A 25,362-nucleotide genomic window follows, 5' to 3' on the forward strand; every position below is an offset into this window, starting at 1 on the left:
TGCTTAGTAATATTGAATAGAATGATAGGGAGCGTATTATGAAAATAGACAGAATTTTGGAAATAATAATATATTTGCTTAATCATGATAATGTAACCGCTAGTTATCTGGCAAGACGATTTGAAGTTTCTGTAAGAACGATACAAAGAGATATGATTTGTATATCTAATATAGGAATTCCAGTATATGCATTAAGCGGAAAAAATGGTGGATATTCTATTATGAAAAACTACAAAATAAAAAATATGAATATTTTTAATAATGAACAACAACTAATTATTAATGCTTTAGAGAGTCTTGCAACTTCATATTCAAGTGATGCCTTAAACTCGCTTATTGAAAAATATAATACAATAATTGAAAAAGAAGGCGGACAAAAAATATTCTGGGATTTTAGTATTACAAAAGAAAATTATAAAGTGCAGAATTTAAATACAATTTTAGAAGAAGCAATCGATAATAGAAATTATGTTAGTTTTGATTATAAAAACGCGCAAGGAGAGAGAAGTAAGCAGTATATAGAGCCATTGGCAATTCATTATAAATGGTATGCATGGTATCTATTTTCATACTCAAAAAATCAAAATAAGTATAAAACATTTAAAATAGCAAGAATTAATAATCTCAGCATCGAAAAAGAAATATCGATAACAAAACACGAAGATGTAAAAATTCTTATGAAAACATCAGAGCAGGAATATTATGATACTTGTATATCTGTTGAAGTTGAATTTTCAAATGATGAATATGAACTAATAGAGGAATATTTTCCCGATTGTCCCATAGAAAAGATTTCAGTGAATTTGTATAGGGTTATAATTCGTGTGCCTGCAAAAGAGAGATTATGGAAAGCTTTATTGTTAAGTTTTGGTAATCGTGTAAAAGTTATATCACCCGAAAGTTATAAAATTGAGCTGATAGAAACGGCTCAAAAATTTTTATCTAATTACGACATATAGTTGTCGTACTAATATGATATATTATGAGCATAATAAAGTATATAAGAAGTGAGGTTTTAAGTTGAAAAAATATATTTCTATTATTAAATCTTATTTTAAAGGTTCTTTAATGAATCAAATGGAGTATAAATTTAATTTTATTGCAGGTGGAACTTTTGAACTTATCTGGATGATAATGTATATTATATTCATAGAGGTATTATTTATTCATACAGAAAATATAAATGGTTGGAATAGATATCAGATGTTCTTGTTGACTTTTCAGGGCGGATTAATGGACTCTATTTTTACTTTTTGCATAGTTCCGGGCCTAAGAAGACTACCTGAAATGATAAATATGGGAACTTTGGATTTTATATTATTAAAACCAATTAATAAAAGATTTAATATATCATTCAATGAATTTGATATACCACAAATTAAAAATATTTTAATTAATATATTTGGAATTATATACTGTATAGGAAAATTAAAGATTGAAGTAAGACCAATAAATTTTAGCCTGTACTTACTATTATCTGTCAATGGATTTCTTATTATATATTCTATTATGTTTATTCTAATGTCATTGGCATTTTGGTTTGTTAGAATGGATATGGTTATGGGAATAGGTTCTGAGCTAATTACTATTGGCAATAAACCTATGTCTATATATCCTAGTGTAATTCAAAAAATTCTTACCTATATTATACCTATTCTGTGTTGTTTTAATTTTCCGATTTTATATTTGGTAAATAGCCTGGAAAAAAAATTCATAATATATTCTTTGTTTTCAGGAATACTTATTTTTATTATATCGACTTGGATTTTTCAAAGAGGGTTGAGGAGGTATGCGAGTGCAGGAGGTTAAAAAAATCATTAAATTAAAAAATGTTTATAAAGAATATATTTATTATAAAAAGGATGCAGGACTAAAAGGAAGTATAAAAAATTTATTTTCTAGAGAAATACTTTTAAAAAGTGCTGTCAGAAATCTTTCATTTGAGGTTTCAGAAGGAGAAATTGTAGGGTTAATAGGTTTAAATGGAGCAGGAAAGAGCACAACTCTTAAAATGTTATCAGGTTTGATTTTACCAACAAAGGGAGAAATATCTGTTTTGGGATATAAACCTTTTGATAAGAAAAAAGAATATTTAAAACAGATTTCTATGGTTATGGGAAATAAAAGCCAACTTTGGTGGGATTTGCCAGCATTGGATTCCTTTGGATTAAACAAAACCATTTATGAAATAGATGAGAAGGAATATAGAGAAACATTGAATTTAATGGTAGATATATTAAATGTTAAAGAACAATTAAATACGCAGGTTAGAAGATTATCTCTTGGCGAACGAATGAAAATGGAGCTTATAGCAGCTCTAATTCACAAACCTAAAATTATTTTTCTTGATGAACCGACAATAGGACTTGATGTAATTACACAATATCATATAAGAGAGTTTTTGAAGGAATATTGTAAAAAGTATAGGACTACAATAATTCTTACAAGTCATAATTTTAATGATATTATTTATTTGTGTGATTCACTAATACTTATAAACAAAGGAGAAAAAATATATTCTGACAGCTTCAAAAATTTTAAAAATGAGTTTTTGAATGAAAAATTATTTGTTTTGAAATTTAAAGAAACTAATGCAAGTAAATTTATAAAAGATATAAAAAATAGTACAACTTTCTTGGCGGAAAAGCTAAGTGAAGATTCTATAAAAATAATAGCATATGCAGATTCAAGTTTAGATGTTTTAAAAAATATATCAGAAAATTTAATCAATGAATTAAAAGATATTAATATTGAAAATATAAGTATGGATGATGTAATTAGAAGAATATATCAATCATAAAAAGAAGCGAGGGTTAATATGCGAAAATATTTTGAAATTTTTAAGATGGCATTGAGTAATCAACTGGAATATAGAGTAAATTTCATTTCATCATTCCTTTTTTCACTTATACCATTTGGAGTAAATACATTACTCTGGCTTGCAGTTACAATCAAAAATAATGATGTGTTATTAGGTGTAAACGGAACAATCAGTTATTATTTTGTAACTCTAGTTGTCAGCAATATTACTTATACATCTTCTGTTTTCAAAATTTCCGATGATATCAGGCTGGGAGAATTAAGTAAGTATATTATAAAACCATATAACTATGCTTTATATCAACTTATGATTGATATGCCACAACGAATAATTTTTATTACAATGAATGCAGTACCAATTCTGATAATATATGTAATATTATCTAAGTATATGTGTTTTTCAATTAACATTGTGAGAATATTCATGATGATATCATTACTGATTATTGGATACTTAATAAATTTTTTTATAGATTTTTCAATAGGTCTATATAGTTTTTATTTTTCAAGAGTGTCGTCACTGTATACTTCAATTAAGGTTGTTAGAAATATTTTTGCAGGGATTGTTTTTCCACTTGTTATGTTACCATCCAATATTTTATCTATTTTTAAAATTTTACCATTTGCATATACAAGTTATATCCCTACAATATTTTTGATAAAAGACATAGATATTGAATTTGCTTTGGAACAGATGGCGATAGGGTTAATTTGGCTATTGGTTTTGATAATAAGTTCTATTAAGCTATGGGAAAAAGGAATAGAAAAATATTGTACATTTGGAGGTTAGATTTATTTTTGCTAACAATATCTATTCTTGAACTACTATAAAGTATAGTGATATAATTTATAATAGGTTTTTATTTTGGAGGGAAATATATGTCAGCGATAGATTTAATTGTTTTGGGAATGATTAAGGAAAAAGAACAAAGTGCTTATGATTTACAAAAAAATATTGAGTATAGAAATATCTCTAAATGGGTTAAAGTAAGTACACCGTCAATTTATAAAAAGGTAGTTCAGTTAGAAAAAAAAGGATATATACAAGGAAATTTATCAAAAGAGGGAAATATGCCTGAAAAGTCTATTTATCACATTACAGAGAGTGGAGATAGATATTTTCTTGGACTTATGAAGAAAATTTCTGATCAAATGATAAATATATTTTTAAATTTCAATGCAGTTGTTATCAATTTGGAAATGGTGTCTTCACGGGAACGAAAGGAATTGACAGAAAATATTGAGTATCAAATAAATCAATTTCAAAATGCAGTATCACAGTTGGATAAAGAAAGAACAGATATTCCGCTTACAGGAAAAACAATTCTGAAACAACAGGTATTATTGTCAGAAGCATTGGATAAATGGATAACAGACTTTAGAGATTTTTATTTAGAGGAATAATGAAAAATGGCAAAAAACATAGAGGATAAAGAACTATTAAGGGAATTAAGAGTAATAACAAAAAATAAGGAAAACTGGAGTGCAAATATTGATAATGTTGCAGGTAAATTAAATGAAGAACATTCTATTGAGGTAAAAGCAAAAATCTTATGGCTTCTTGGAGAAATGGGTTTAAATTATCCTATGCAAGTGCGAATATATATTGAAGATATTGTCGGTCATTTAGAAGATGAGCATCCGAAGTTAAGAGAACGAGCCGTTAATGCATTGGGAAGAATAGGTAGAGCCGATAAGAATTTAGTTATTTCTTATTTAGATAAATTGATGAAAATGAAAGATGATCAAATGGATGATGTTAGACTTGCCTTTGTCTGGGCTTGTGAAAATATCGCCACAAATGCACCGGAATTATTTTGTGAAAAATTAGAATTGTTTTATGAATTGATATCAGATAAGGGAGAAAGAGTTCGGATAGAAGCACCTGAAATATTTCGAGTGATTGGAAAAAGAAAACCACAATACGTAAAACCTTACTTAGAAAAATTACAATGGTTTGCAGAAAATGATGTACATCCTGTTGTTCGAATTCATAGTGCCGGTGCAATACGTATTACAAAAAAAGCATTGGAGGAAATTGAAAATGCCACAGATGACTAAGGGAGGAAAGTATATTTTTGGCTGGTCAAGGATAAGAGAAAATAGAGAATTAACTTTTTCAAGAATGGCAGTAGAAGAATATAAGTTAGAAGGAGAAACACATATTTATATTGTTTCAGGTAGTAAGCAAACAGGAGGTTTTTGTGTAATGACCGAATCATTGCTTTCTCACTCTAAACTCAAAAATATTCTAAAAGAAAATCCGAGTTTAGCAGATAGAAGTTTAAGAGAAGGAGAGTTAATTTCATACAAAGGAAGAAAATATGGTTGGCTTGTATTAAAAAAAGATACTATTAGTTTGCCGGAGCCTTTGATGAAAATTTTAGGAATAAAAGTCGGGGATAAACTTTTAGCTATTCGCAGTAGTAATATTGCCTTTACAATGGGTGCGAAGGGAGGTTTGATAGATAAAGCCAATAAATATCAGGGAGAAATTGAAGTATTCTGAAGAAATAAAATAATTATAAAAAAAGAATATAAGAAATGATTGTATTATCGGCGTATTATTCAGATTGCATCTGTTCTTTTTATTTTGTAAAATTAAAAAAATAGTGAAATTATATATAATAAAAGCTTGATTTTTGACATTTTATAAAGAATATTGTATAGTACCAAGTTTGGCACCAAAAAGTGATATAATTGAAAAATAAGTATAAGGTTATATTATCGTATAATAACAAGAATTCGATAATGGTTCATTGACAAAGAAAATGTTCAATGTTAAAATAAATGTGAAAATTAATAGTAACTATAATGAAGGGTTTAAATAATATATTAATTTTACGATATTTTTAAAAGATATCGCCATTGTATCAAGTTGCATAATATAGAAATAAAAAGAAGGTAACTTAAGTATGTAGTTTCAGTAAATTTTGTAGTATCAAAGAGGTTTGTTATGGAGATAGTAAAAATTGACGGGTTAAAAAAATATTATAATATGAAAAATGATGTAGTAAAAGCTGTTGATGGAATTACACTCACCATAGTGAAAGGAAAATTTGTGGCTATTATAGGCGCAAGTGGTTCGGGTAAGACAACATTGTTAAATTGTATAGCATGTTTAGATGTTCCAACAGAAGGGAGTATATATTTAGGTGATTCAAATTTATGTGAACTTGATGAATCCAGATGAACTGTCTGGCGGTCAACAACAAAGAGTCGCTATTGCAAGAGCATTATCAAATAATCCTGATATAATATTTGCTGATGAGCCCACTGGAAATCTTGATAGCAAAAATGCAAGGGCAGTCATGAATATCTTGAAATCATTAGTAAGTAAATTTAATAAAACTTTAATTATGGTAACACATAATCCTGAAATAGCTAGAGAAGCTGATAGAGTGATTGAACTTAATGATGGAAAAGTTGTAAAAGACAAATATAATAAATGTTGATAAAGGAGTTATATATGTTTAAACTTTCATTTAACTATTTTACTCGTAATTATGGAAAAACACTTGTACTACTATCAAGTGTAATAGTTGCTGTAGTGTTATTTTTGTCTATAAGTATAACCAGAGATTCCATTTATGACTCTCAAATTGAAGAAGCGAAGTCTGTGTATGGAGATTATGATATAGAATTGCTAGGATTGACGAAAAAGAATATCAGTATGCTGAATTCTGATAAAGAAATAAAGAGTATATTATATACTGAAAATTGCAGTGGAGATTTGATAGATAAATCAATTGGACTGAAGACAAGCATATATGTGTTTGACAAACAATATGTTGTTGACTGTTTAAAATACAACATGATAGGGAGAGCTCCACAAAATGATAATGAAATTGTTTTAGAAGAAAAATTTATAAATCAACTTAATATTAAATATCCAATTGGTAAATATGTTAATTTACTACATTCGATAAATTATAATGAAAATGGCGAAAATCACATTAAATCATCAAATAAGAAATTTAAGGTAGTAGGTATATTAAAAAAGACAGATAAATATTACGAATCTTTGGCTGATTCTATTGGAGGAACAAAATATAGAGCTTTTATATTCAATACAGATTCACTACCAACGGTATCTTCTAATAAAAAGTACGATGGATATGTATTTTTAAAAAAAAGTAATGCCGAAAAATACTCACTTTATCTACAAAATAAATTGAATCTAGGATGGGATAGTATACATGAAAATAGTGAGGTATCTTCAATAAAATTGTTAAAACAAAGCTCCGAACTAAATATCGAGAATATAAGAAATACAGCATTAATAGTTATTATATCAATTATAGTGATTCATAACATATTTAATATAATTTTATCCGATATGAGAAAAGAGCTTGCAACTTTTAGATCGCTAGGGATGACAAAAAGACAGTTAATGGAAATGCTATTGATATATTCGTCTTTTTTTGTAGTTATAGGTACACTTATAGGTGTTTTTGCGAGTATTTTAATTTCTTATACTTACATCAACTTTATGTATGATAATCCCGTATTGACAATTAGTTATACCAATATAGGAATAGCTATTCTTATTGCAGTGTTTGCGGTATATTTATCGAATTTTATATTAATTTATAAGTTACTTAAAAATACAGTGATAGAACTTATGAAGACTAATAGAGTGAGAAATCCGATAAAATGGAAATATAGGATAAAGATGCTAGAAAACGATATAATTGTTAAATTAGCGCTATCAAATATTTGGGCAGATAAAACTAAAACCATTATATCAATATTGACAATGACTACTGTGGGACTTGTATTCATTTTGAATTTTTCTTCAGCCGAAATGGTTATGAAAAGTATGTATGCAGGTGCAAGTGGTGGTATATGGTCAATGAGCTATGGAAGTGTTGATAAAAAAATAGACGGAAGTACTAAAGGGACTGATTCACTTTACTTTAATATAAGTAAAAATATTGGAGATAAAGTAAAGGAATCAAGTTATGTAAAAGAAGTTGAGTTTTGCAGTATGACAATGGATGCATTCTTGTTAGATTATGAGAAAAAAGTATCTAATGAATATAAAGAAGAAATCGGAATAGATTCAAGAGAGTATCCAATAATGATAAGAGCATATAATAAAAATATGTTGAAAAAAAGAGATAAATTCATAAATGAAGGTAGAAATATACAGGAAGTAAGTGGTAATGAAAAACCTAGAGTGCTCCTTGTTAATAATATTTACTCGAAAAAAATATCATCAATCGATAGAAAAATCTTAAATAAAGTTAGTGTTGGAGATACACTCAAAATAAAACTGCCTGTTGATAATAATGGGATTAAAGAGTATAAAGTTTTGAATGTAGAAGTATCTGGAATAATGAATACTGACTATGCAGGTGGACAGGATGGAAATGTTGGTTTAAACGGAGCTCAGGTTATATTTAACGAGACGGATTACAGGAGAATAACAAATGTATATAATGATAACTCGTTATTTATTTTTGCCTGCGAGAATGAAATTATGAATCTTGAAAGAGACTTGAAAAAAATCATTTCAAAAAATGATGCAATATCCATGGGAGGCAAAGGTGAGGAGATAAAATATTTAGGCTTGCAATTGAAAATTGATAAAAAATTAAGAATAATGTATAGTTTAACGGCAATATTAATTGTTTTTATAAATACCATATTTATAATTAAGAGTAATTTAATTATTAGAAAAAAAGAAATACACGATTTACTATGCATTGGTATGAGTAGAGTTCAACTAAGGAAAAATATATATTTAGAAGGGCTTTATTATGGAATAGTTTCATCGATAATTGCATCTATTGTAGCCTCAAGTGTATATATGTATAAAATCTCAAATGTTAACAAGGTGTTGAAAGAAGCGAAATTTACGAAAATGATTGATAATGGAGTTCCTGTAAAGCAGGTGATGCAAGTATTTATTTTATTTATAGTAGTTTCAATAGTTTCGACATATATTGCATCGAAGAATACAATAAATAAACAGAATGCTTAATGCTTAATTTTTGATATTTGATAAAGAATATGATATAATATTTTGCGAAAATTGAAAGGAAAATATAATGAACATTTACCTAAAAAATCATCCAAAGAACAAACTTAACTCTGTACAAATGAAACCGATGAAACATTGTACAGAGTATAGCATGTAAATTGCATTTAAGATTTTCATCGGGAAATACAAAAAATTAAGTCATTTATATGGCTTTGTTTTTGTGTGCATTTCTCGATATGTAACTAAAATGTAAAAGGCTATGGGCAATGTTTTGTCTGTGGCCTTTTGTTTATAGTTTATCGAACAAAAGGCAGATACGATTTTGTATTTATGCCTTTTTTTGTTGCGTAAATACAAGAAATAGAATATTGAGAAATGGAGAAAGATTAAATGAATGAAAGTAGAATAAAAATTTTGAAAGAAGAAAATATTAACAAAGCACTTTTTAAGCTGGGTATTCCTATGGTAATCAGCTTACTGGTAGCAGCATTATATAATGTAGTAGATACATATTTTGTGTCCGGACTTGGAAAAGAAGCGGTGGCTGCTGTTTCAGTTGCTTTTCCAATTCAATTTATTTTCTTAGGAATAGGATTAACCTTTGGTGCGGGAGCAGGCTCTTATATATCAAGATTACTTGGAGAAAATAACAGAAAAGAAGCAAATATTGTAGCTACAGTTTCCTTTTTGTCCAGTGCAATTTTAGGAATAATAACAGCTATTACATTGTTTTGCAATTTAGACAGAATGTTGAAATTCATGGGTGCAATCCCATCAATTATGGAACTTTCTAAATCATATACTGGAATATTTATAGTTGGTGGTATTTTAGGAGCAATCAATGTAACGCTTGGAAACTTAGTTGTCGCACAAGGAGCTGCAAAAATTTCCTTAAAAGCCATGATTGTAGGCTCTATATCAAATATGATTTTAGATCCAATATTCATATTTGGATTTAATTTAGGAGTAAAAGGTGCAGCTATTGCAACATTTATAGCAAGAGTCATAACAAGTATCATATATGTTATTTACTTTATAGACGATAAAAATTTAATTAATATAAAAGTATCTTATTTCAAACCTACGATTGCAATTTATCAAGAGATATTAAAGATAGGAATTTCTATGTTAATTCTTCAACTCTTACAAACTATATCCATAAGCAAAGTATCCTATGCAGCTTCTTTTTATGGAGAAGAAGCGATTGCTGCGATGGGTATTGTTCTTAGGATTGTAACACTTGGAACGAATGTTGTGTTTGGATATATGAAAGGGTTACAACCCTTAGCAGGCTTTAACTATGGAGCTAAAAATTACGAAAGAGTGAGAGAAGCAATTAAATGTTGTATAAAGTGGTCTAGTATCTTTTGTATGACCTGGACTGTTATAATTTATGTTTTTGCACCAAATATATTATTGATATTTGGCACAGGGGAGGATGTTTTAAAAATAGCAGTTCCTGCATTGAGGGCGGGAGTAATAATGTTTGTTACGTTTGGATTTCAATTTACTTATTTAACATTATATTTATCAATGGGTAAAGCTATCCTGGGTGGTTTTTTGAATATTTGTAGACAAGGAATTATATTTATTCCGGTTATTATAATTTTGCCTGAATTTATGGGCCTAAATGGTGTTATGTACGCTCAAACCGTTTCGGATTTTTTGACAACACTTATAACAATACCATTTGCAATTAGTGTTAGTAAAAATTTAAGTTAAAGGGAAAGTTGGAACATAATTAAAACGTTTTTGCTTAGCGATAAAAGAATACTTTTATTTCTACATGTTAAATTTTGTTTAATGTTAATATTATTATTGACAAATATATCGTATCTCGATATAATTTATATAACGAATCACGATATATAATACTACGATATAGAAAGGGGAAATACTGTGGATGCCAAATTAAAAAGAATATATGTTCCTATGTCTGAAACAGCTTTTTACATTTTATATTGTTTACAGTTACCGCAACATGGATATGGTATTGGTCAGAAAGTAATAAAGATGACTGGAAATGAAGTAAGTATAAGTCCTGGTACGATGTATGGTACATTATCAAAAATGGAAAAAGACGGATTAATTAAGTTTATTAATGAACAAGACAAACGAAAAATATATTTGATTACAGACTTAGGAAGAGAAATATTAGATATTGAGTTAAAACGAATAAAACGATTATACATCAACAGTTTGGGGGAAGAATATAATGGATAGGAGAAAAACAAGAGTAAGATTTTTTACAATCGCCGATTATTTGGAAGAAGAAAAATGGCTTGAAGAGCAACATAAAAAAGGTTGGAAGTTACTTAAAATGATACCTCCTTGTTTTTTTATTTTTGAAGAATGTGATTCAGAAGAGGTTATTTATCAATTGGATTACAAAGATGAAAAGGTCACAGAAGATTATTTACAAATGTATAAAGATTATGGATGGGAATACTTAGGTTCTTGTTTTGGATGGAATTATTTTAGAAAATTAGATATTAATGTTTTATGCGAAAATGATAGAAAAATTTTTTCAGACACAGAATCCAAAATTAGTATGATTGAACATATCTTTAGAACAAGGATGCTACCGTTATTAATAATCTTTTTTGCAATAATAATTCCAAACTTAATAAGACTTATTCAAAAAAACTCTAAGTTTGGAGGTAGTTACTTAGAAGTATTTTATATTTCACTTTTTATTTTGTACTTGTTTATATTTATATATTGTGGTTTAAAGTTAAAAAAATTAAAAAAGGAGTTTCGAGATGGGTATTAAATATTTATCTATGGACAAAAAGAATCGAGTTCTATTAAGTATTATAGTCTTATTAGTAGTAATAATTTTAAATGATATACCTGAAGGCCATGATTTTATTATAGGATTGTTATTTGGAATATCTATAACCAAACTAGTTTTTTTGAATAAATAGAAAAACTTTTACGAAAATATAATTAAATAGAATCTTAATAAAACTTTATAATAAATGTTTAAATTTGTTGATATATAACAAAAAAACTAATGATAGGAAGGGTAGTACTGTATGAAGAAATTAATAAGCGTTATACTTACAATAGTTCTGATACTATCAATAATACTATTCTGGAAGATAAAAAATAACGATGAAAAACTATATGGTTTAACAATTGATGATAGTTGGTATGATAATGTCAGTATTGAAGAGATTGTTTCGTCACTGAAAAATTTTAAAGTCAAACCCACAGTGAGAATTGTAATGTCGAAAGATACTCACCCCAAAGAGTATATAGAGATATTTAGAGAGATACATGAAGTGGCATATATTATGGCAGAACCGGTAGATTCTTATGAGATGAATTTATATAAAGATGTCGAGAGTTATAGAAACAGATTTTTGCAATCGGATAAATATTTGGGAAAATACGTTGATATCTGGGAAATTGGAAATGAAATAAATGGAGTAGAATGGATTAGACAAAGTGATAAACTGATTATTAAAAAAGTGATGGCTGCTCATGATGTTTTCGAAGGTACGGATAAAAAAACAGCAATAACATTTTATTATGAGAATCCTTCACATAATAGAGATATGATCAGGTGGATAAGAGAGAATGTTTCATTGAAGATTAGAAAAGAAATAGATTATGTTTTTATTAGTTATTATGAGGATGATAATGAGGGATATAATCCGGATTGGCAAAAACTAATTACTGAATTTCAGACTCTATTTCCCGATTCAAAGATAGGAATTGGAGAATGTGGTAATACTGCAAATACTGCAAATATCAATAGTAAAATCGAAATGATAAATAAATATTATAAAATGCCTTTTTTTACAAAAAATTACATAGGTGGATATTTTTGGTGGAATTATGTAGCAGATTGCATTCCTCATAGAGAAAATAAAATATACAAAGCAATCTATGATAATTTCAAGTAACAGAAAGAAAGGTATATAATTTTTTTATTATTAACCAAAAGTCTAATTAATTCGAATTTTTGAAAGTTTTGAAAACAACATAAACTTTGTTTTATGTGAATATTATTCAATACTATGGGTGAAAAATAATCTTTGTATAAAATTAAAACTCATTTAAATAAGATAATAATAATCATATCTATAAAAAATCTTCTCTCAATGTTATAATATAGTAAACCTTTAAAAATTTATAGGTTAGAATAGTTAGATTTTTTTGGGGGGTGAGATAATGAAATTCAAAGATTTTTATTCTTGTGAAGTAGAAGAACATATTTTGGAAAATATAGATGAAGAATATAGAAGAAATATGGATATTCTCATTAAAAAACTTGATCAGGGAACATGGACTCAAAAACAAAAAAAGAAACAAAAAAGTAGTATCTTGCCTAATATTGCTTTATACAAAACATTTTTGCAGTATGGGATACCAAAAGAAAGGGCAAGAGAATTAGTAAGAAAACGAGCTTATTTTAGGGCGGAAAAAGCACATAATATATTATCAAAATTCTTTCATTTACCTAAATTTTCTAGAGTATTCAGATTTTTTATGAGAAAAGGAATGAATGGTAATGAATTTTGGATAAGTGAAATACTGTTTGACAATGACGAAAAATATGTGGTGGATATAACTAAATGCTTGTGGGCCGATACATGTAGTTATTTTGACTGTATTGAAATTTGCGAAGTATTTTGTTTAAGCGATCATATTGTCTTTGGAAATATAGATAAAATGGACTTTAGGCGAAATGAAACACTTGGTATGGGTGGAAAGAAGTGTGATTTTTGTTTTATTTTTAAAAATGACTTGGATAATTAACTTATAGTCAGCTATGTAAAATCAATCAAAAGATTATAGAATTGGAATTTAAAATATTTTTAATAAAACCTCCTGTAATATTGTACAGATCTTCAATTGTTAGATTTTTGGTATAACTTTTGGTGGTCGGTACAAAAAAATAGGAGGTTTTAATTATAATTTTGAATATGATATATAGTATAGTTTCAATATGGTATAATAGGGGCAAGAGAGGTCAAAGCTATGAAAAATAATAGATTATTTAGAATACTATATTATATACTGGAAAATGGTAAAGTAACAGCAAGAGAGTTATCAGATAAGTTTGAAGTATCAGTAAGGACAATTTACAGAGATATAGATTCTTTAAGCGGTGCGGGTATTCCAATTTACACAATTCAAGGTAAAAATGGAGGTATAGAAATTGCTGAAGAATTTGTACTTAGCAAATCATTACTGACTAAAGACGAAAAAGAGCAAATTATGGTAGCACTTCATGGTTTGGAAAATATAAATAAATTATATGAGAATGAATTGCTAACAAAATTATCGGCACTATTTAAAATGAAAAACACAAATTGGATAGAGATTGATTTTAATAACTGGCAAAATAATAAGATTCATGAGAAAACTTTCAATGAAATAAAGTCTGCGATTTTAAGTAAAAGTATAATTTCTTTTTCATATTTTAGTAGTAACAAAGAGGAAACAAGTCGCAAAGTGAAACCCGCAAGGCTATTGTTTAAAGGCCAGGATTGGTACTTATATGCATTTTGTTTGTTCCGAAATGATTTTAGATATTTTAAGTTATCCAGAATTAAAAATTTGGAAGTATTATCTGTAAAATTTGAAGAAAATTTTGATAGTTTGGCATTAAAAAAAGAGATAAAGTATGAAAATACTGTATGTATAAAAGTGAAATTTGAACGCAAAGTTGCATTTAGGGTTTATGATGAGTTAAGTGGAGATATAACTGAGGATGATAAAGGTTATCTGTATGCGGAAATAGAAATACCAAATGACTATAATCTATATAATTACATTTTTTCTTTTGGAGATGGTGTCGAAGTTTTGGAACCGGCAGAGATACGTATGCAAATTAAAGAGATGGCAAATAAAATAGTACAAAAATATGAAATTTGACAAATGGTGTCAAGCATTGAGTTTATTTTGAAAGTAGTTATAAATAAAGTAAAAAAATAAGAGGGAGGATTAAAATATGTTAGAAAAGAAAAATTTTATGTTGACGAAAATTGTATTTAGTATTTATTTTATACTTCTTGTATGGTTAATCCTTTTTAAATTATCAACAAATATATATGATATTCCGCACATGAGAAATTTAAATCTGGTACCTTTTGGACAATCAGTGATTTTAAACGGAAAAATGGATTACTCTGAAATTATATATAATATAATTGTTTTCATTCCTTTGGGAATATATATGATGATTTTGAATCTTCCACAAAAAAGTTGGTTAAAATTATTAGTAGGATTTATTATAAGTATAATATTTGAAACTATACAATACATATTTGCTATAGGTGGTAGTGATATTACAGATGTAATTGGTAATACATTAGGTGTTTTTGTAGGTATAATTTTATATAATTTTCTTAAGAAGTTATTTAAGCATAGGACAGAAAAATTAGTAAATTATTTTTTCTTGATTATGGAGATAATAGCTGTATTAGGATATTTATTTTTAATAGTGATTCAAAAATAATCTGAAATAGCGGTATTTCCTGCATCATACAAGAACAATATGATTATGAAGAGCATTGCTGGTGATAAAAAATACATAGCTAAATAAAGGACAAAAATATATTTTTGGTTGCTTGGCTTTTATAATCAATCGTTAAGTATTATGGAAAACAAATTGTCGAAATGATATAATATTGATAAAAATAATCAATAGGTATTAAATAGGAGGTTTTATGAAATTTAATATAGGGAAATCAGGCGGAGTTAAGGGAGTTTTGGTCTTTGAAAATGATATTAAGACTGAGTATTTGAAGTATTTAAAAGATAAAGAAATTTTTAGTGGAAAAGCCGAGGAAGTTCATTATTATATAGATTCAAATATGAAAGAATATCTGTTTATAGGTTTAGGAGAAGAATCAAAAATTGATTATGATATTCTTAGAAAAACTTTCTACAATGTAAATAATACTTTGCTAAAAAACAAGGTTGATGAGGTAGAGCTTAATATACCTAAATTAAATAATTTATGCAATTATAGAATTGCTCAAGCGATTTCTGAAGGTATGTTACAAGCTACATATAAATATGATAAATTTAAAGGTGATAGAAAAGAAGTCAATGAAATTGTAGTTAATTATATACCGGTTTCAGGAAAGGAAGAGAGAGCTGAAAAAGGAATTAATGAATCAATAAATTTAGTGGAATCAATATTTTTGGCACGTGACCTGGTTAATCAGCCTGCAAATGTAATTTACCCTGAAACATTGGCACAGATAGCAAAAGAAAAGTTAGAAAAAAATGGGGTCAAAGTAACTATTTATGGAAAAAAAGAAATTGAAGATTTAAATATGGCGGCTTATTTAAGTGTTGCCAGAGCGAGTGCTAAAGAACCTAAATTAATTGTAATGGAGTATTATAATAATCCCGAATCTGATGAAAGGTTTGCACTTGTTGGAAAAGGACTTACTTATGATAGTGGCGGATATGCAATTAAACCGGCGACTAGTATGGTAGATATGTTTACTGATATGGGTGGTGCAGGTACAGTTATAGGTGCGATGAATGCATTATCTGGTATGAACGCAAAGGTCAATGTGGTAGGGATTGTAGCTGCTTGTGAAAATATGATTTCAGGTGATGGCTATAGAAATGGTGATATTATAAATTCTATGAGTGGAAAAACAATTGAAATTGTAAATACAGATGCTGAAGGAAGACTTACTTTAGCAGATGCGGTGTATTATGCGGCTAATAATTTGGGAGCTACTAAATTGATTGATCTTGCGACATTGACAGGAGCTTGCGTAATGGCATTTGGTGAACAGGTGAGCGGTGTAGTTACAAATAATGATGAGTTTTTTAAAAAACTTGAAGAGGCTACTTTTAAAGCCGGTGAAATTGTATGGAAAATGCCTAATATAGAGTATTATAAAAAAATGAACGATTCAAAGGTGGCCGACATAAAAAATACTGGTGGAAAGTTTGGTGGTATGATTACAGCTGGTCTATTTGTAGGTTCATTTATAGGTAAAGAAATTCCCTGGATACATATAGATATTGCAGGGACAGCATATATTAGCAAATCATATGGATATTTAAAAGAAGGAGCTACCGGAACATTAGTTAAATCCTTATATTATTTATTAAGTGAATAGAAATGTATAAAGTGTGATTAGTGTGATTTAAATAGGTATTTTCAACTTTAGCCGTGAAAATACCTATTTTTACTTGCTTATTATTTTTGGAATAAAGGTTATTCAAATCGAAAGAATTATGTAAGAGTCTAACTTCAAATAAAACAGAATAAAAATCATTCGCAATTAATAAAAAGTATGTTATACTATTTATGTAGGAGTTTTTAATGTAAAAATACCTGATTATTAATTTTATTAAAAAAAGGAGGAATAAGATGGCATGGGAAGGTTTTAAAGGTCACACATGGAAAGAAGAGATCGATGTTCGTGATTTTATTCAACAGAATTATATCGAGTACAGAGGTAATGATGATTTTTTAGTAGGACCTACAGAAGCTACAAAAGCCCTGTGGGAACAAGTAATGGAACTATCTAAAAAAGAGTTAGAAAATGGTGGAGTTTTAGATATGGATACAGAAATTGTGTCTACTATTATTTCTCATGGACCTGGTTATTTAGATAAAAATAAGGAAAAAATAGTTGGTTTTCAGACTGATAAACCATTTAAGCGTTCACTACAGCCTTTTGGTGGAATTCGTACAGCAGAACAATCTTGTGAATTGTATGGGTACAAGGTAGATAAAGAAATTTCGCGTATTTTTAGAGATTGGAGAAAAACTCATAATCAGGGTGTTTTTGATGTATATACTCCTGAAATGCGTAGAGCTCGTAGTAATAAAATAATTACAGGATTGCCGGATGCATATGGTCGTGGTCGTATAATAGGGGATTATCGTCGTGTAGCATTGTATGGGGCAGATCGTTTAATGAATGAAAAAATGAAGGATTGGAATAATACTGGTAATGGAACTATGACAGAGTCGGTTATTCGTCAACGTGAAGAATTAAGTGAACAATATCGTGCATTGAACGAACTCAAAGAATTGGGAAAAATTTACGGATTTGATATTTCAAAGCCGGCTACTAATGCAAAAGAAGCTTTTCAGTGGACATATTTTGCTTATTTGGCTGCAGTTAAAGAACAAAATGGTGCAGCAATGTCTCTTGGACGTGTTTCAACATTTTTAGACATATATGTTGAACGGGATATTGCAAATGGAATTTTGACTGAAAAAGAAGCACAAGAATTAGTAGATCATTTTGTTATGAAATTGCGTTTAGTTAAATTTGCCCGTACTCCTGACTATAATGAATTGTTCTCTGGAGATCCTACTTGGGTAACTGAATCAATAGCGGGAATTGGATTAGATGGTAGATCATTAGTTACAAAAAATTCATTTCGTTTCTTGCATACATTGTACAATTTAGGTCCGGCTCCGGAACCAAATCTAACTGTATTATGGTCACCGGCACTACCGGATGGATTTAAAAAGTTTGCAACAAGAGTATCGATTGATACATCGGCAATACAGTATGAAAATGACGAAATAATGCGTCCGGAATATGGAGATGATTATGGAATAGCTTGTTGTGTTTCTGCTATGCGTATAGGAAAGCAGATGCAATTTTTTGGTGCTCGTGCGAACTTAGCAAAGTGCTTACTGTATGCCATTAATGGTGGTGTAGATGAAAAGACGGGAATTCAAGTTGGACCGAGTTATAAACCTATAACATCCGAGTATCTGGATTATGATGAAGTAATGGAAAAATTTGATAAAATGGAAGAATGGTTAGCAGGTTTATATGTGAATACTTTGAATGTTATTCATTATATGCATGATAAATATTCATACGAGAGAATCCAGATGGCACTATACGATACAAAATTATTGCGTACAATGGCTACCGGTATAGCAGGATTTTCAGTTGCAGCAGATTCACTTTCAGCTATTAAATATGCAAAGGTTAAAATTATAAGAGATGAAAAAACCGGTTTGGCAATTGATTATGAAATAGAGGGAGATTATCCTAAATATGGTAATAATGATGATCGTGTTGATCAGATTGCAATTGACCTGTTGAAGAGTTTTATGACTAAAGTCAAGAAATATCAGACTTATCGTGAATCTGTCCAAACAACTTCTATTTTGACTATTACATCAAATGTTGTTTATGGAAAGAATACGGGAAATACTCCGGATGGTCGTAGAGATGGCACTCCATTTGCACCGGGTGCGAATCCATTACATGGTCGCGATACTCATGGAGCATTGGCCAGCTTGACATCAGTGGCAAAATTACCATACAGATATTCATTAGATGGTATTTCAAACACATTCTCAATAGTTCCAAAAGCATTGGGTAAAGAATTGGAAACACAAGAAGAAAATTTAGCTATGTTGTTGGATGGATACTCTAAAAAGGGCGGACATCATTTAAATATTAATGTATTTAACCGTGAAACTTTGATGGATGCAATGGAACATCCTGAAAATTATCCTCAGTTAACGGTTCGTGTGTCCGGATACGCAGTTAATTTTATAAAACTGACTCGCGAACAACAGCTGGAAGTTATAAAACGCACTATGCATGAAAGTATGTAAAAAAGTATATTTAAAAATTTAAGGGACTAATCCAAAAGTCTATATTTTTAACTTATCATTATAGTAAATTTATTAATTTAGAAATTCTATATCTTGATAGGCTAATATTTTTGACTTGTGAGTTAGTCCCTTTTAAAAATGGAAGGTTGATGATGAAATGTCAAAAAAGATAATAGGATATATTCATTCTACTGAAAGTTTTGGTTCAGTAGATGGACCGGGAATAAGATTTATTTCTTTTTTTCAGGGGTGTCGCATGTTTTGTGAGTTTTGCCATAATCCTGATACTTGGAAATTTAAAGAAGGAAAGCCATATACTGCCAAAGAATTGTTTAATGAAGCAATGAAATATAAAGAATTTTGGGGAGATAAAGGAGGAATAACGGCAAGTGGAGGGGAACCCCTTTTACAAATTGATTTTCTGATAGAGTATTTTAAACTTGCTAAAAAAGAAGGAATAAATACAACACTTGACACGTGTGGAATGCCATTTACATATGATGAGCCATTTATTTCTAAGTTTGATGAATTGTTAAAATATACAGATTTAATTTTATTTGATATAAAACATATTCGAAATAAAGTTCATAAAAAAATAACTGGTTGGGAAAATAAAAATATACTTGAAATGGGTAGGTATCTGTCTGAAAAAAAAATACCTGTTTGGATAAGACATGTTTTAGTTCCCAAACGCAGTGACTATGATGAGGACTTGATAGAATTGGATAAGTATATAAGAACGTTGGATAATGTTTATAAAGTGGAAATTTTACCTTATCATACGATGGGAAAATATAAATGGGATAATCTGGGGATGGAATACACTTTAGAAGGGATAGAACCACCAACTCAAGAACGTATTGAAAATGCAAAGAAAATTTTAAATGTAGATAGTTATACTCGATATCGTGATTTGTAAAAAAAATCACTAATTAGACCTGCATTGAATTATAATCTTATATAAAGTATCCACATATATAAGAATACATTTTAATAGCATATTTTAAAAATAATGTTTAATTAAATAATTTAAACACTATATTTACAAAGTTATTTTAAAATGCTAAGATTTATATACGAGGAGGTGGATTATGAGAAAAGAAGATGTATTATCTAAAATAAAAGGCGGGATAATTGTATCTTGTCAGGCACTTGAAGGAGAAGATTTATACAGACCTGAAGGTGGAATTATGCCATTGATGGCAAAGGCAGCTTTAAACGCTGGTGCAGTAGGAATAAGAGCGCAAGGAACAAGGGATATTATTGATATAAAAAAAGAAGTAAATCTTCCGGTAATCGGAATTATCAAAAAAGGATACGATGGAATGGAACAGTATATTACTGCAACTATGAAAGAGGTTGATGAATTAGTGAAAACCGGATGTGAAATAATAGCCTTGGATTGTACTATGAGACCAAGAAATGACGGAGTAAGTATAAATGGTTTTATAGAGCAAATAAAATTAAAATATCCCGATATAATCTTGATGGCTGATATTTCAACCTTAGAAGAAGGAATAAATGCACAAAAAGCCGGTGTAGATTTGGTAGGTACTACTTTGAGTGGATATACTTCCTACTCGAAGGGAAAAAATAACGGACCGGATATAAACTTAGTAAAAGAACTAACTTCATCTATAAATATACCAATAATTGCAGAAGGAAGAATACATTACCCTGAACAAGCAAAAGAAGCATTAAATGCAGGTGCTTATGCAGTAGTAGTAGGTGGAGCAATTACCAGACCTAGAGAAATAGCAACCAGATTTGTAAAAGCTATAAAATAACTATGGAGTAATTATTATGATTCTAGAAACAGAAAGATTATTGTTAAGATTAAAGAAAAATATATTCCTATTTTGAATGAAGTTAGAACAGAATATGTAATGAGTTTGAGTAAAGAAGATTATAAGAAATTAAATGATGAACGTTAAAAACATTTAAATAATATATGAATAAAAATTGATAGAAAAATTTTGGAAAATTAAGAATTGATATTGTTTTCTATATATTGTATATAGTTATGCTCAACTGTACTAATAAAATAAGATTGGTACAGTAATTTATATTATTTTCTGAATTTTCAAAAACTTGACGCTTATATACAATATTGTATAATTATGTTAAAGGAAGAAGTAGCTGAAAATTGAATATTTGTAGGATTTAAGGAGGGACCAATATGTTGAAAGGAATTGTAGACAGAGGAAAGATTTCGGAAGAGACGCTTTTAAATCGTGAAGCTCAAATTGAAAAAGAGGCCTTAGACAGGTTTTTAAAAGAATCGAGTAAAAGGGATAGGGAAAATGTTACAATGACCGCATCTGATGACATGTTAATCGCAAGAAAAAGAGTAATCAATAAGAAAGATTCATTGGCGATGGAACGGATATTAGGGCAAAATGATTTGGTTCCTATTTTATATTTACAAAAAGGATTTGAGGTTGGAAAATCAGTTTGTAGAATAACAATAAGAAATAAGGTTGGAAACGTGATTGGAAGTGGAACAGGTTTCATGATAGGAAATGGAATTATTATGACAAATAATCATGTTATTCCAGACATAGATACAGCAATGTGTGCAATTGCGGAGTTCAATTATCAAAATGATGAAAATTTCATGCCTTGCCAAATATATTACTATAAAATGAATCCCAAGAAGTTTTTCATTACTGACAAATCGTTGGACTTTACTATAATAGCAATTAAAAAAGAGCTATCAAACGGAAAATCATATGAGGATTTTGGTTATATTAAATTAATACCTGAGGAAGGAAAAGTCATGGAAGGAGAGTATGTTTCTATTATTCAACATCCTAAAGGTGGACCAAAGTCGGTTACACTGAGAGAAAACAAAGTCAAACATATTTTTGATGATTACTTGCACTATATGACTGATACTGAACCGGGTTCATCAGGGTCACCTGTGTTTAATGATCAGTGGATAGTAGTTGGGTTACATCATTCAGGAGTGCCTAATCCGGACAGCAAAGGTGAATGGATAGCAAACGAGGGAATCAGAATTAGTTCAATAGCTAATTTCATTGGAAAGGAGTATAGTAATTTGAACAGCGATGGTAAAAAGATAGTGGGAGAAATTTTTCCTGATTTAAAAATAAAGGATTTAAATGATGATCAAAAAAATGATTATAAGGATGATGATACAAGCGATGATATACCTACAAATGTAAGGACAGGTTATAATCCAAATTTCTTAGGTAAGGATTTTAAAGTAGATCTTCCTAAATTAAATGAAAAAATGGAAAAAGATGTATCCAGAATGAAAGATGGAAATTATGTGTTAGATTATGTTCATTTTTCAATAGTTATGTGTAAATCCAGAGGATTAGCATATTTTACAGCAGTAAATATAGATGGTGAAAATTTGGTGAAGATAAAAAGATCTGATGATGATTGGCGTTTTGATACAAGGATAAATATAGAAAATCAGTATGGAAATGAAGTATATAACAAAAATGATTTAGATAGAGGTCATTTGGTAAGAAGGAATGATCCTAACTGGGGAGAACATGCATATCAAGCCAATGAAGATACATTTCACTTCACAAACAGTGCACCACAACATAAAGATTTAAATCAGAAAATTTGGTTAGGTCTAGAAGATTATATACTAAAAAATGCTGATAAAATGAATATAAAGGTTTCTGTATTTACAGGGCCTGTATTTAAAGAAGACGATATGATTTATCGTAAAAAATTCAAAATACCTGCTGATTTCTGGAAGGTAGTTACAGTAGTAAAGGATAATGGAACATTGTCTGCAACTGCATATATTCAGACTCAGGAAAATATGATAGATGACTTGGAATTTGCTTATGGGGCGTATGAAACGTATCAGGTGCCTGTGAGAAAGATAGAAGAACTTACCGGTTTGGACTTTGGAGATTTATCAAAATACGATCCTATTGCAAATGTTGAATTTTCAGGATTGCGTATAACTGATGAAAACGATATTAGATTATAAGATTGGGTTGGTGATGTTATGTCATTAATGGGTAGTAGTTTATATAATACTTATAGGCAAAGAAGATTTTTAAAAGGTGAAAAATTTGGTGAAAAAATAACCACAGGATGGTTGCCACCTCTTCCTGATATGAGAGATTATTCCGATGACAATCCCGTAATAACAGAACTTGCTGAAAAATTAGGAATAGATGGAAATGAAACTGCTTTGCCTAAAAAAGTCGATCTTAGAGAATGGTGTTCCCCTGTCGAGGATCAGCTGGAACTAGGTTCGTGTACTGCAAATGCCGCTGTGGGAATGGTGGAATACTTTCAAAGAAGAGCTTATGGAATGTATCTGGAAGGGTCAAGATTATTTGTATATAAGACGACGAGAAAACTTATGTTATCTGAAGGCGATTCCGGTGCATGGTTAAGATCAGCAATGGGAGCCCTTGTACTATTCGGAGTGCCTGATGAGAAATATTTTCCATATTCCTTAGATGGAAAAACAGTAAATCCTGATTGGGATAAAGAGCCTGATAGTTTCTTATACGCTATGGCAAAGAATTATACTACTATTAATTATTTCTGTTATGATCCACTAGGTAAGAAGAATAATGAAAAAGAGGTTTTACGTACTGTAAAAAAATATCTTGCTGCAGGTATTCCTTCCATGTTTGGTTTTTTCGGTTTTCCATCATTTGAAGATTCTGATTCACCGGGGGCAATACCTTATCCTTGCAAAAATGAAAATGCAGAATGGGGACATGCGGTAATGGCAGTAGGTTACGATGATGATAAGGAAATAATAAATACAAGATGTAATAAAAAAACAAAAGGAGCCATATTAATTAGAAACTCTTGGGGAACGTCATGGGGAGAAGAAGGATATGGATGGATACCATATGATTATGTTATAGATGGATTAGCTCAGGATTTTTGGTCAATATTATCTATGGAGTGGGTAGACACTCAACAGTTTGGTTTGAATAAATAAAGTATTTAAAGGAGATTTTTATTTTGATGGTAGTATTTAAAAATGAATTAATATTAGTTATTCAAATTAATGATTTTTAATATTTATTTTAAATACTTAATATATTTTGAACTATTAATAATATTTATTTAAAAATATCAGATTTGTTTTTACGAATCTGATATTTTTATAAAATAAATACTATATTTCTATGTTCTCAAAGTGGTATAATGTATTTAAAGAGTCTATTATTTTTTTATGAATTATTGATAATAAAAATCTATATCAATAGGGTTGAAAGTGAGGGGGAAAAACTATGTTTTTAAAAATTGATAATATTTCTAAATCATATGGAGAAGGGGAGAATAAAGTAGAAGTATTAAAAAACATTTCTTTGGAAATAGAAGAAGGCGAATTGAGTGTTTTGTTGGGGCCATCAGGTTCTGGAAAATCAACACTTCTAAATATATTAGGGGCTATAGAATCAGCAGATGAAGGTTATATATCAATTCAAGGATCCAAATTAGAAGATATGAATGAAAAAAATTCTACTCTATATAGAAGAAAATATTTAGGGTATGTTTTTCAAATGTATAATTTAATTCCAAATTTGAATATAAGAGAAAATATAGAGGTTGGAGCATATTTAAGTTCCGATCCACTTGATACGGATGAACTTTTAAAAGTATTAGGCTTATATGAACATAGAAAAAAGTTGCCAAATCAATTATCTGGAGGTCAGCAACAAAGAACATCTATTGGAAGAGCAATAGTAAAGAACCCTAAACTGCTATTATGTGATGAACCTACAGGAGCTCTTGATTACAATACATCAAAGGAAATATTAAAGTTAATAGAAGATATTAATGAAAAATATGGTACTACTGTTATAATAGTTACTCATAATGAGGCTTTAAAAAATATGGCAGATAGAATTATAACTTTAAAAGATGGAGAAATACAAAAAAATTATGTAAATGAGTCTAAAACTCCGATAGAAAATATTGAATGGTAAGGAGGACG

At 29.1% G+C, this 25,362-nt stretch carries 24 protein-coding genes; all 24 read left to right on the forward strand.

The annotated features are described in order from the left end of the window. Positions 1 to 38 precede the first annotated feature (38 nt). The 24 genes from HLB29_RS02610 to HLB29_RS02720 all read left to right on the forward strand — a co-directional run bounded on the left by HLB29_RS02610 (position 39) and on the right by HLB29_RS02720 (position 25,354). The gene (locus tag HLB29_RS02610; protein WP_185623568.1) at positions 39 to 959 is read left to right on the forward strand and encodes a helix-turn-helix transcriptional regulator; all 921 of its coding nucleotides are present in this window, start codon (positions 39 to 41) and stop codon (positions 957 to 959) included. Positions 960 to 1,020: 61 nt separating this feature from the next. Further along, positions 1,021 to 1,809, forward strand: a complete 789-nt coding sequence (locus HLB29_RS02615; protein WP_185623569.1) for an ABC transporter permease — start codon at positions 1,021 to 1,023, stop codon at positions 1,807 to 1,809. Continuing rightward, positions 1,796 to 2,800: an ABC transporter ATP-binding protein gene (locus tag HLB29_RS02620; RefSeq protein ID WP_330604355.1), complete on the forward strand. Its 1,005-nt coding sequence runs from the start codon at positions 1,796 to 1,798 to the stop codon at positions 2,798 to 2,800. Before HLB29_RS02615 ends, HLB29_RS02620 begins: the two co-directional genes overlap by 14 nt. Before the next feature lie 18 nt (positions 2,801 to 2,818). Then, positions 2,819 to 3,610 (forward strand): ABC transporter permease, encoded by a 792-nt coding sequence (locus HLB29_RS02625; protein WP_185623571.1) that lies wholly within the window; start codon positions 2,819 to 2,821, stop codon positions 3,608 to 3,610. Between the two features lie 89 nt (positions 3,611 to 3,699). Beyond that, positions 3,700 to 4,224, forward strand: a complete 525-nt coding sequence (locus HLB29_RS02630; protein ID WP_185623572.1) for a PadR family transcriptional regulator — start codon at positions 3,700 to 3,702, stop codon at positions 4,222 to 4,224. Between the two features lie 6 nt (positions 4,225 to 4,230). Continuing rightward, on the forward strand, positions 4,231 to 4,881 hold the full coding sequence (locus HLB29_RS02635) for a HEAT repeat domain-containing protein (RefSeq protein WP_185623573.1): 651 nt from the start codon (positions 4,231 to 4,233) through the stop codon (positions 4,879 to 4,881). Further along, on the forward strand, positions 4,865 to 5,329 hold the full coding sequence (locus tag HLB29_RS02640; RefSeq protein WP_185623574.1) for a hypothetical protein: 465 nt from the start codon (positions 4,865 to 4,867) through the stop codon (positions 5,327 to 5,329). Before HLB29_RS02635 ends, HLB29_RS02640 begins: the two co-directional genes overlap by 17 nt. Before the next feature lie 447 nt (positions 5,330 to 5,776). Beyond that, entirely contained in the window at positions 5,777 to 6,013 is a 237-nt protein-coding gene (locus HLB29_RS09770) for an ATP-binding cassette domain-containing protein (protein WP_330604358.1), read from the forward strand. Next, the gene (locus tag HLB29_RS09775) at positions 5,976 to 6,275 is read left to right on the forward strand and encodes an ABC transporter ATP-binding protein (protein ID WP_330604359.1); all 300 of its coding nucleotides are present in this window, start codon (positions 5,976 to 5,978) and stop codon (positions 6,273 to 6,275) included. The genes HLB29_RS09770 and HLB29_RS09775 overlap by 38 nt, the downstream gene beginning before the upstream one ends. A 14-nt stretch (positions 6,276 to 6,289) precedes the next feature. After that, positions 6,290 to 8,809: an ABC transporter permease gene (locus HLB29_RS02650; protein ID WP_185623575.1), complete on the forward strand. Its 2,520-nt coding sequence runs from the start codon at positions 6,290 to 6,292 to the stop codon at positions 8,807 to 8,809. A gap of 390 nt (positions 8,810 to 9,199) precedes the next feature. Next, positions 9,200 to 10,531 carry an MATE family efflux transporter gene (locus tag HLB29_RS02655; protein ID WP_185623576.1) on the forward strand — a complete coding sequence of 444 codons (1,332 nt, stop codon included), beginning with the start codon at positions 9,200 to 9,202 and terminating at the stop codon, positions 10,529 to 10,531. 177 nt (positions 10,532 to 10,708) lie between these two features. After that, positions 10,709 to 11,032, forward strand: a complete 324-nt coding sequence (locus tag HLB29_RS02660) for a PadR family transcriptional regulator (protein ID WP_185623577.1) — start codon at positions 10,709 to 10,711, stop codon at positions 11,030 to 11,032. Next, positions 11,025 to 11,582, forward strand: coding sequence for a DUF2812 domain-containing protein (locus HLB29_RS02665; RefSeq protein WP_185623578.1), 558 nt, complete (start codon positions 11,025 to 11,027; stop codon positions 11,580 to 11,582). The genes HLB29_RS02660 and HLB29_RS02665 overlap by 8 nt, the downstream gene beginning before the upstream one ends. Positions 11,583 to 11,847: 265 nt before the next feature. Then, the gene (locus tag HLB29_RS02670; RefSeq protein ID WP_185623579.1) at positions 11,848 to 12,723 is read left to right on the forward strand and encodes a hypothetical protein; all 876 of its coding nucleotides are present in this window, start codon (positions 11,848 to 11,850) and stop codon (positions 12,721 to 12,723) included. Positions 12,724 to 12,991: 268 nt separating this feature from the next. Beyond that, on the forward strand, positions 12,992 to 13,579 hold the full coding sequence (locus HLB29_RS02675; protein WP_185623580.1) for an L-2-amino-thiazoline-4-carboxylic acid hydrolase: 588 nt from the start codon (positions 12,992 to 12,994) through the stop codon (positions 13,577 to 13,579). Between the two features lie 222 nt (positions 13,580 to 13,801). Further along, positions 13,802 to 14,701, forward strand: coding sequence for a helix-turn-helix transcriptional regulator (locus tag HLB29_RS02680; RefSeq protein ID WP_185623581.1), 900 nt, complete (start codon positions 13,802 to 13,804; stop codon positions 14,699 to 14,701). A gap of 76 nt (positions 14,702 to 14,777) precedes the next feature. Further along, positions 14,778 to 15,284 carry a VanZ family protein gene (locus HLB29_RS02685; RefSeq protein WP_185623582.1) on the forward strand — a complete coding sequence of 169 codons (507 nt, stop codon included), beginning with the start codon at positions 14,778 to 14,780 and terminating at the stop codon, positions 15,282 to 15,284. A 211-nt stretch (positions 15,285 to 15,495) separates the two neighbouring features. Then, entirely contained in the window at positions 15,496 to 16,917 is a 1,422-nt protein-coding gene (locus HLB29_RS02690) for a leucyl aminopeptidase (protein WP_185623583.1), read from the forward strand. Between the two features lie 254 nt (positions 16,918 to 17,171). After that, positions 17,172 to 19,400 (forward strand): formate C-acetyltransferase, encoded by a 2,229-nt coding sequence (gene pflB / locus HLB29_RS02695; RefSeq protein ID WP_185623584.1) that lies wholly within the window; start codon positions 17,172 to 17,174, stop codon positions 19,398 to 19,400. A 157-nt stretch (positions 19,401 to 19,557) separates the two neighbouring features. Beyond that, entirely contained in the window at positions 19,558 to 20,319 is a 762-nt protein-coding gene (gene pflA / locus HLB29_RS02700) for a pyruvate formate-lyase-activating protein (protein ID WP_185623585.1), read from the forward strand. 172 nt (positions 20,320 to 20,491) lie between these two features. Next, entirely contained in the window at positions 20,492 to 21,187 is a 696-nt protein-coding gene (locus HLB29_RS02705) for an N-acetylmannosamine-6-phosphate 2-epimerase (protein ID WP_185623586.1), read from the forward strand. Positions 21,188 to 21,579: 392 nt separating this feature from the next. Beyond that, positions 21,580 to 23,382: a DNA/RNA non-specific endonuclease gene (locus HLB29_RS02710; protein WP_185623587.1), complete on the forward strand. Its 1,803-nt coding sequence runs from the start codon at positions 21,580 to 21,582 to the stop codon at positions 23,380 to 23,382. 18 nt (positions 23,383 to 23,400) lie between these two features. Continuing rightward, the gene (locus HLB29_RS02715; protein ID WP_243155066.1) at positions 23,401 to 24,360 is read left to right on the forward strand and encodes a C1 family peptidase; all 960 of its coding nucleotides are present in this window, start codon (positions 23,401 to 23,403) and stop codon (positions 24,358 to 24,360) included. A 295-nt stretch (positions 24,361 to 24,655) separates the two neighbouring features. Continuing rightward, positions 24,656 to 25,354, forward strand: coding sequence for an ABC transporter ATP-binding protein (locus HLB29_RS02720; protein WP_185623588.1), 699 nt, complete (start codon positions 24,656 to 24,658; stop codon positions 25,352 to 25,354). Positions 25,355 to 25,362 lie beyond the last annotated feature (8 nt).

The sequence above is a fragment of the Peptostreptococcus canis genome (genome assembly GCF_014229965.1).
Taxonomy (GTDB): Bacteria; Bacillota; Clostridia; order Peptostreptococcales; family Peptostreptococcaceae; genus Peptostreptococcus; species Peptostreptococcus canis.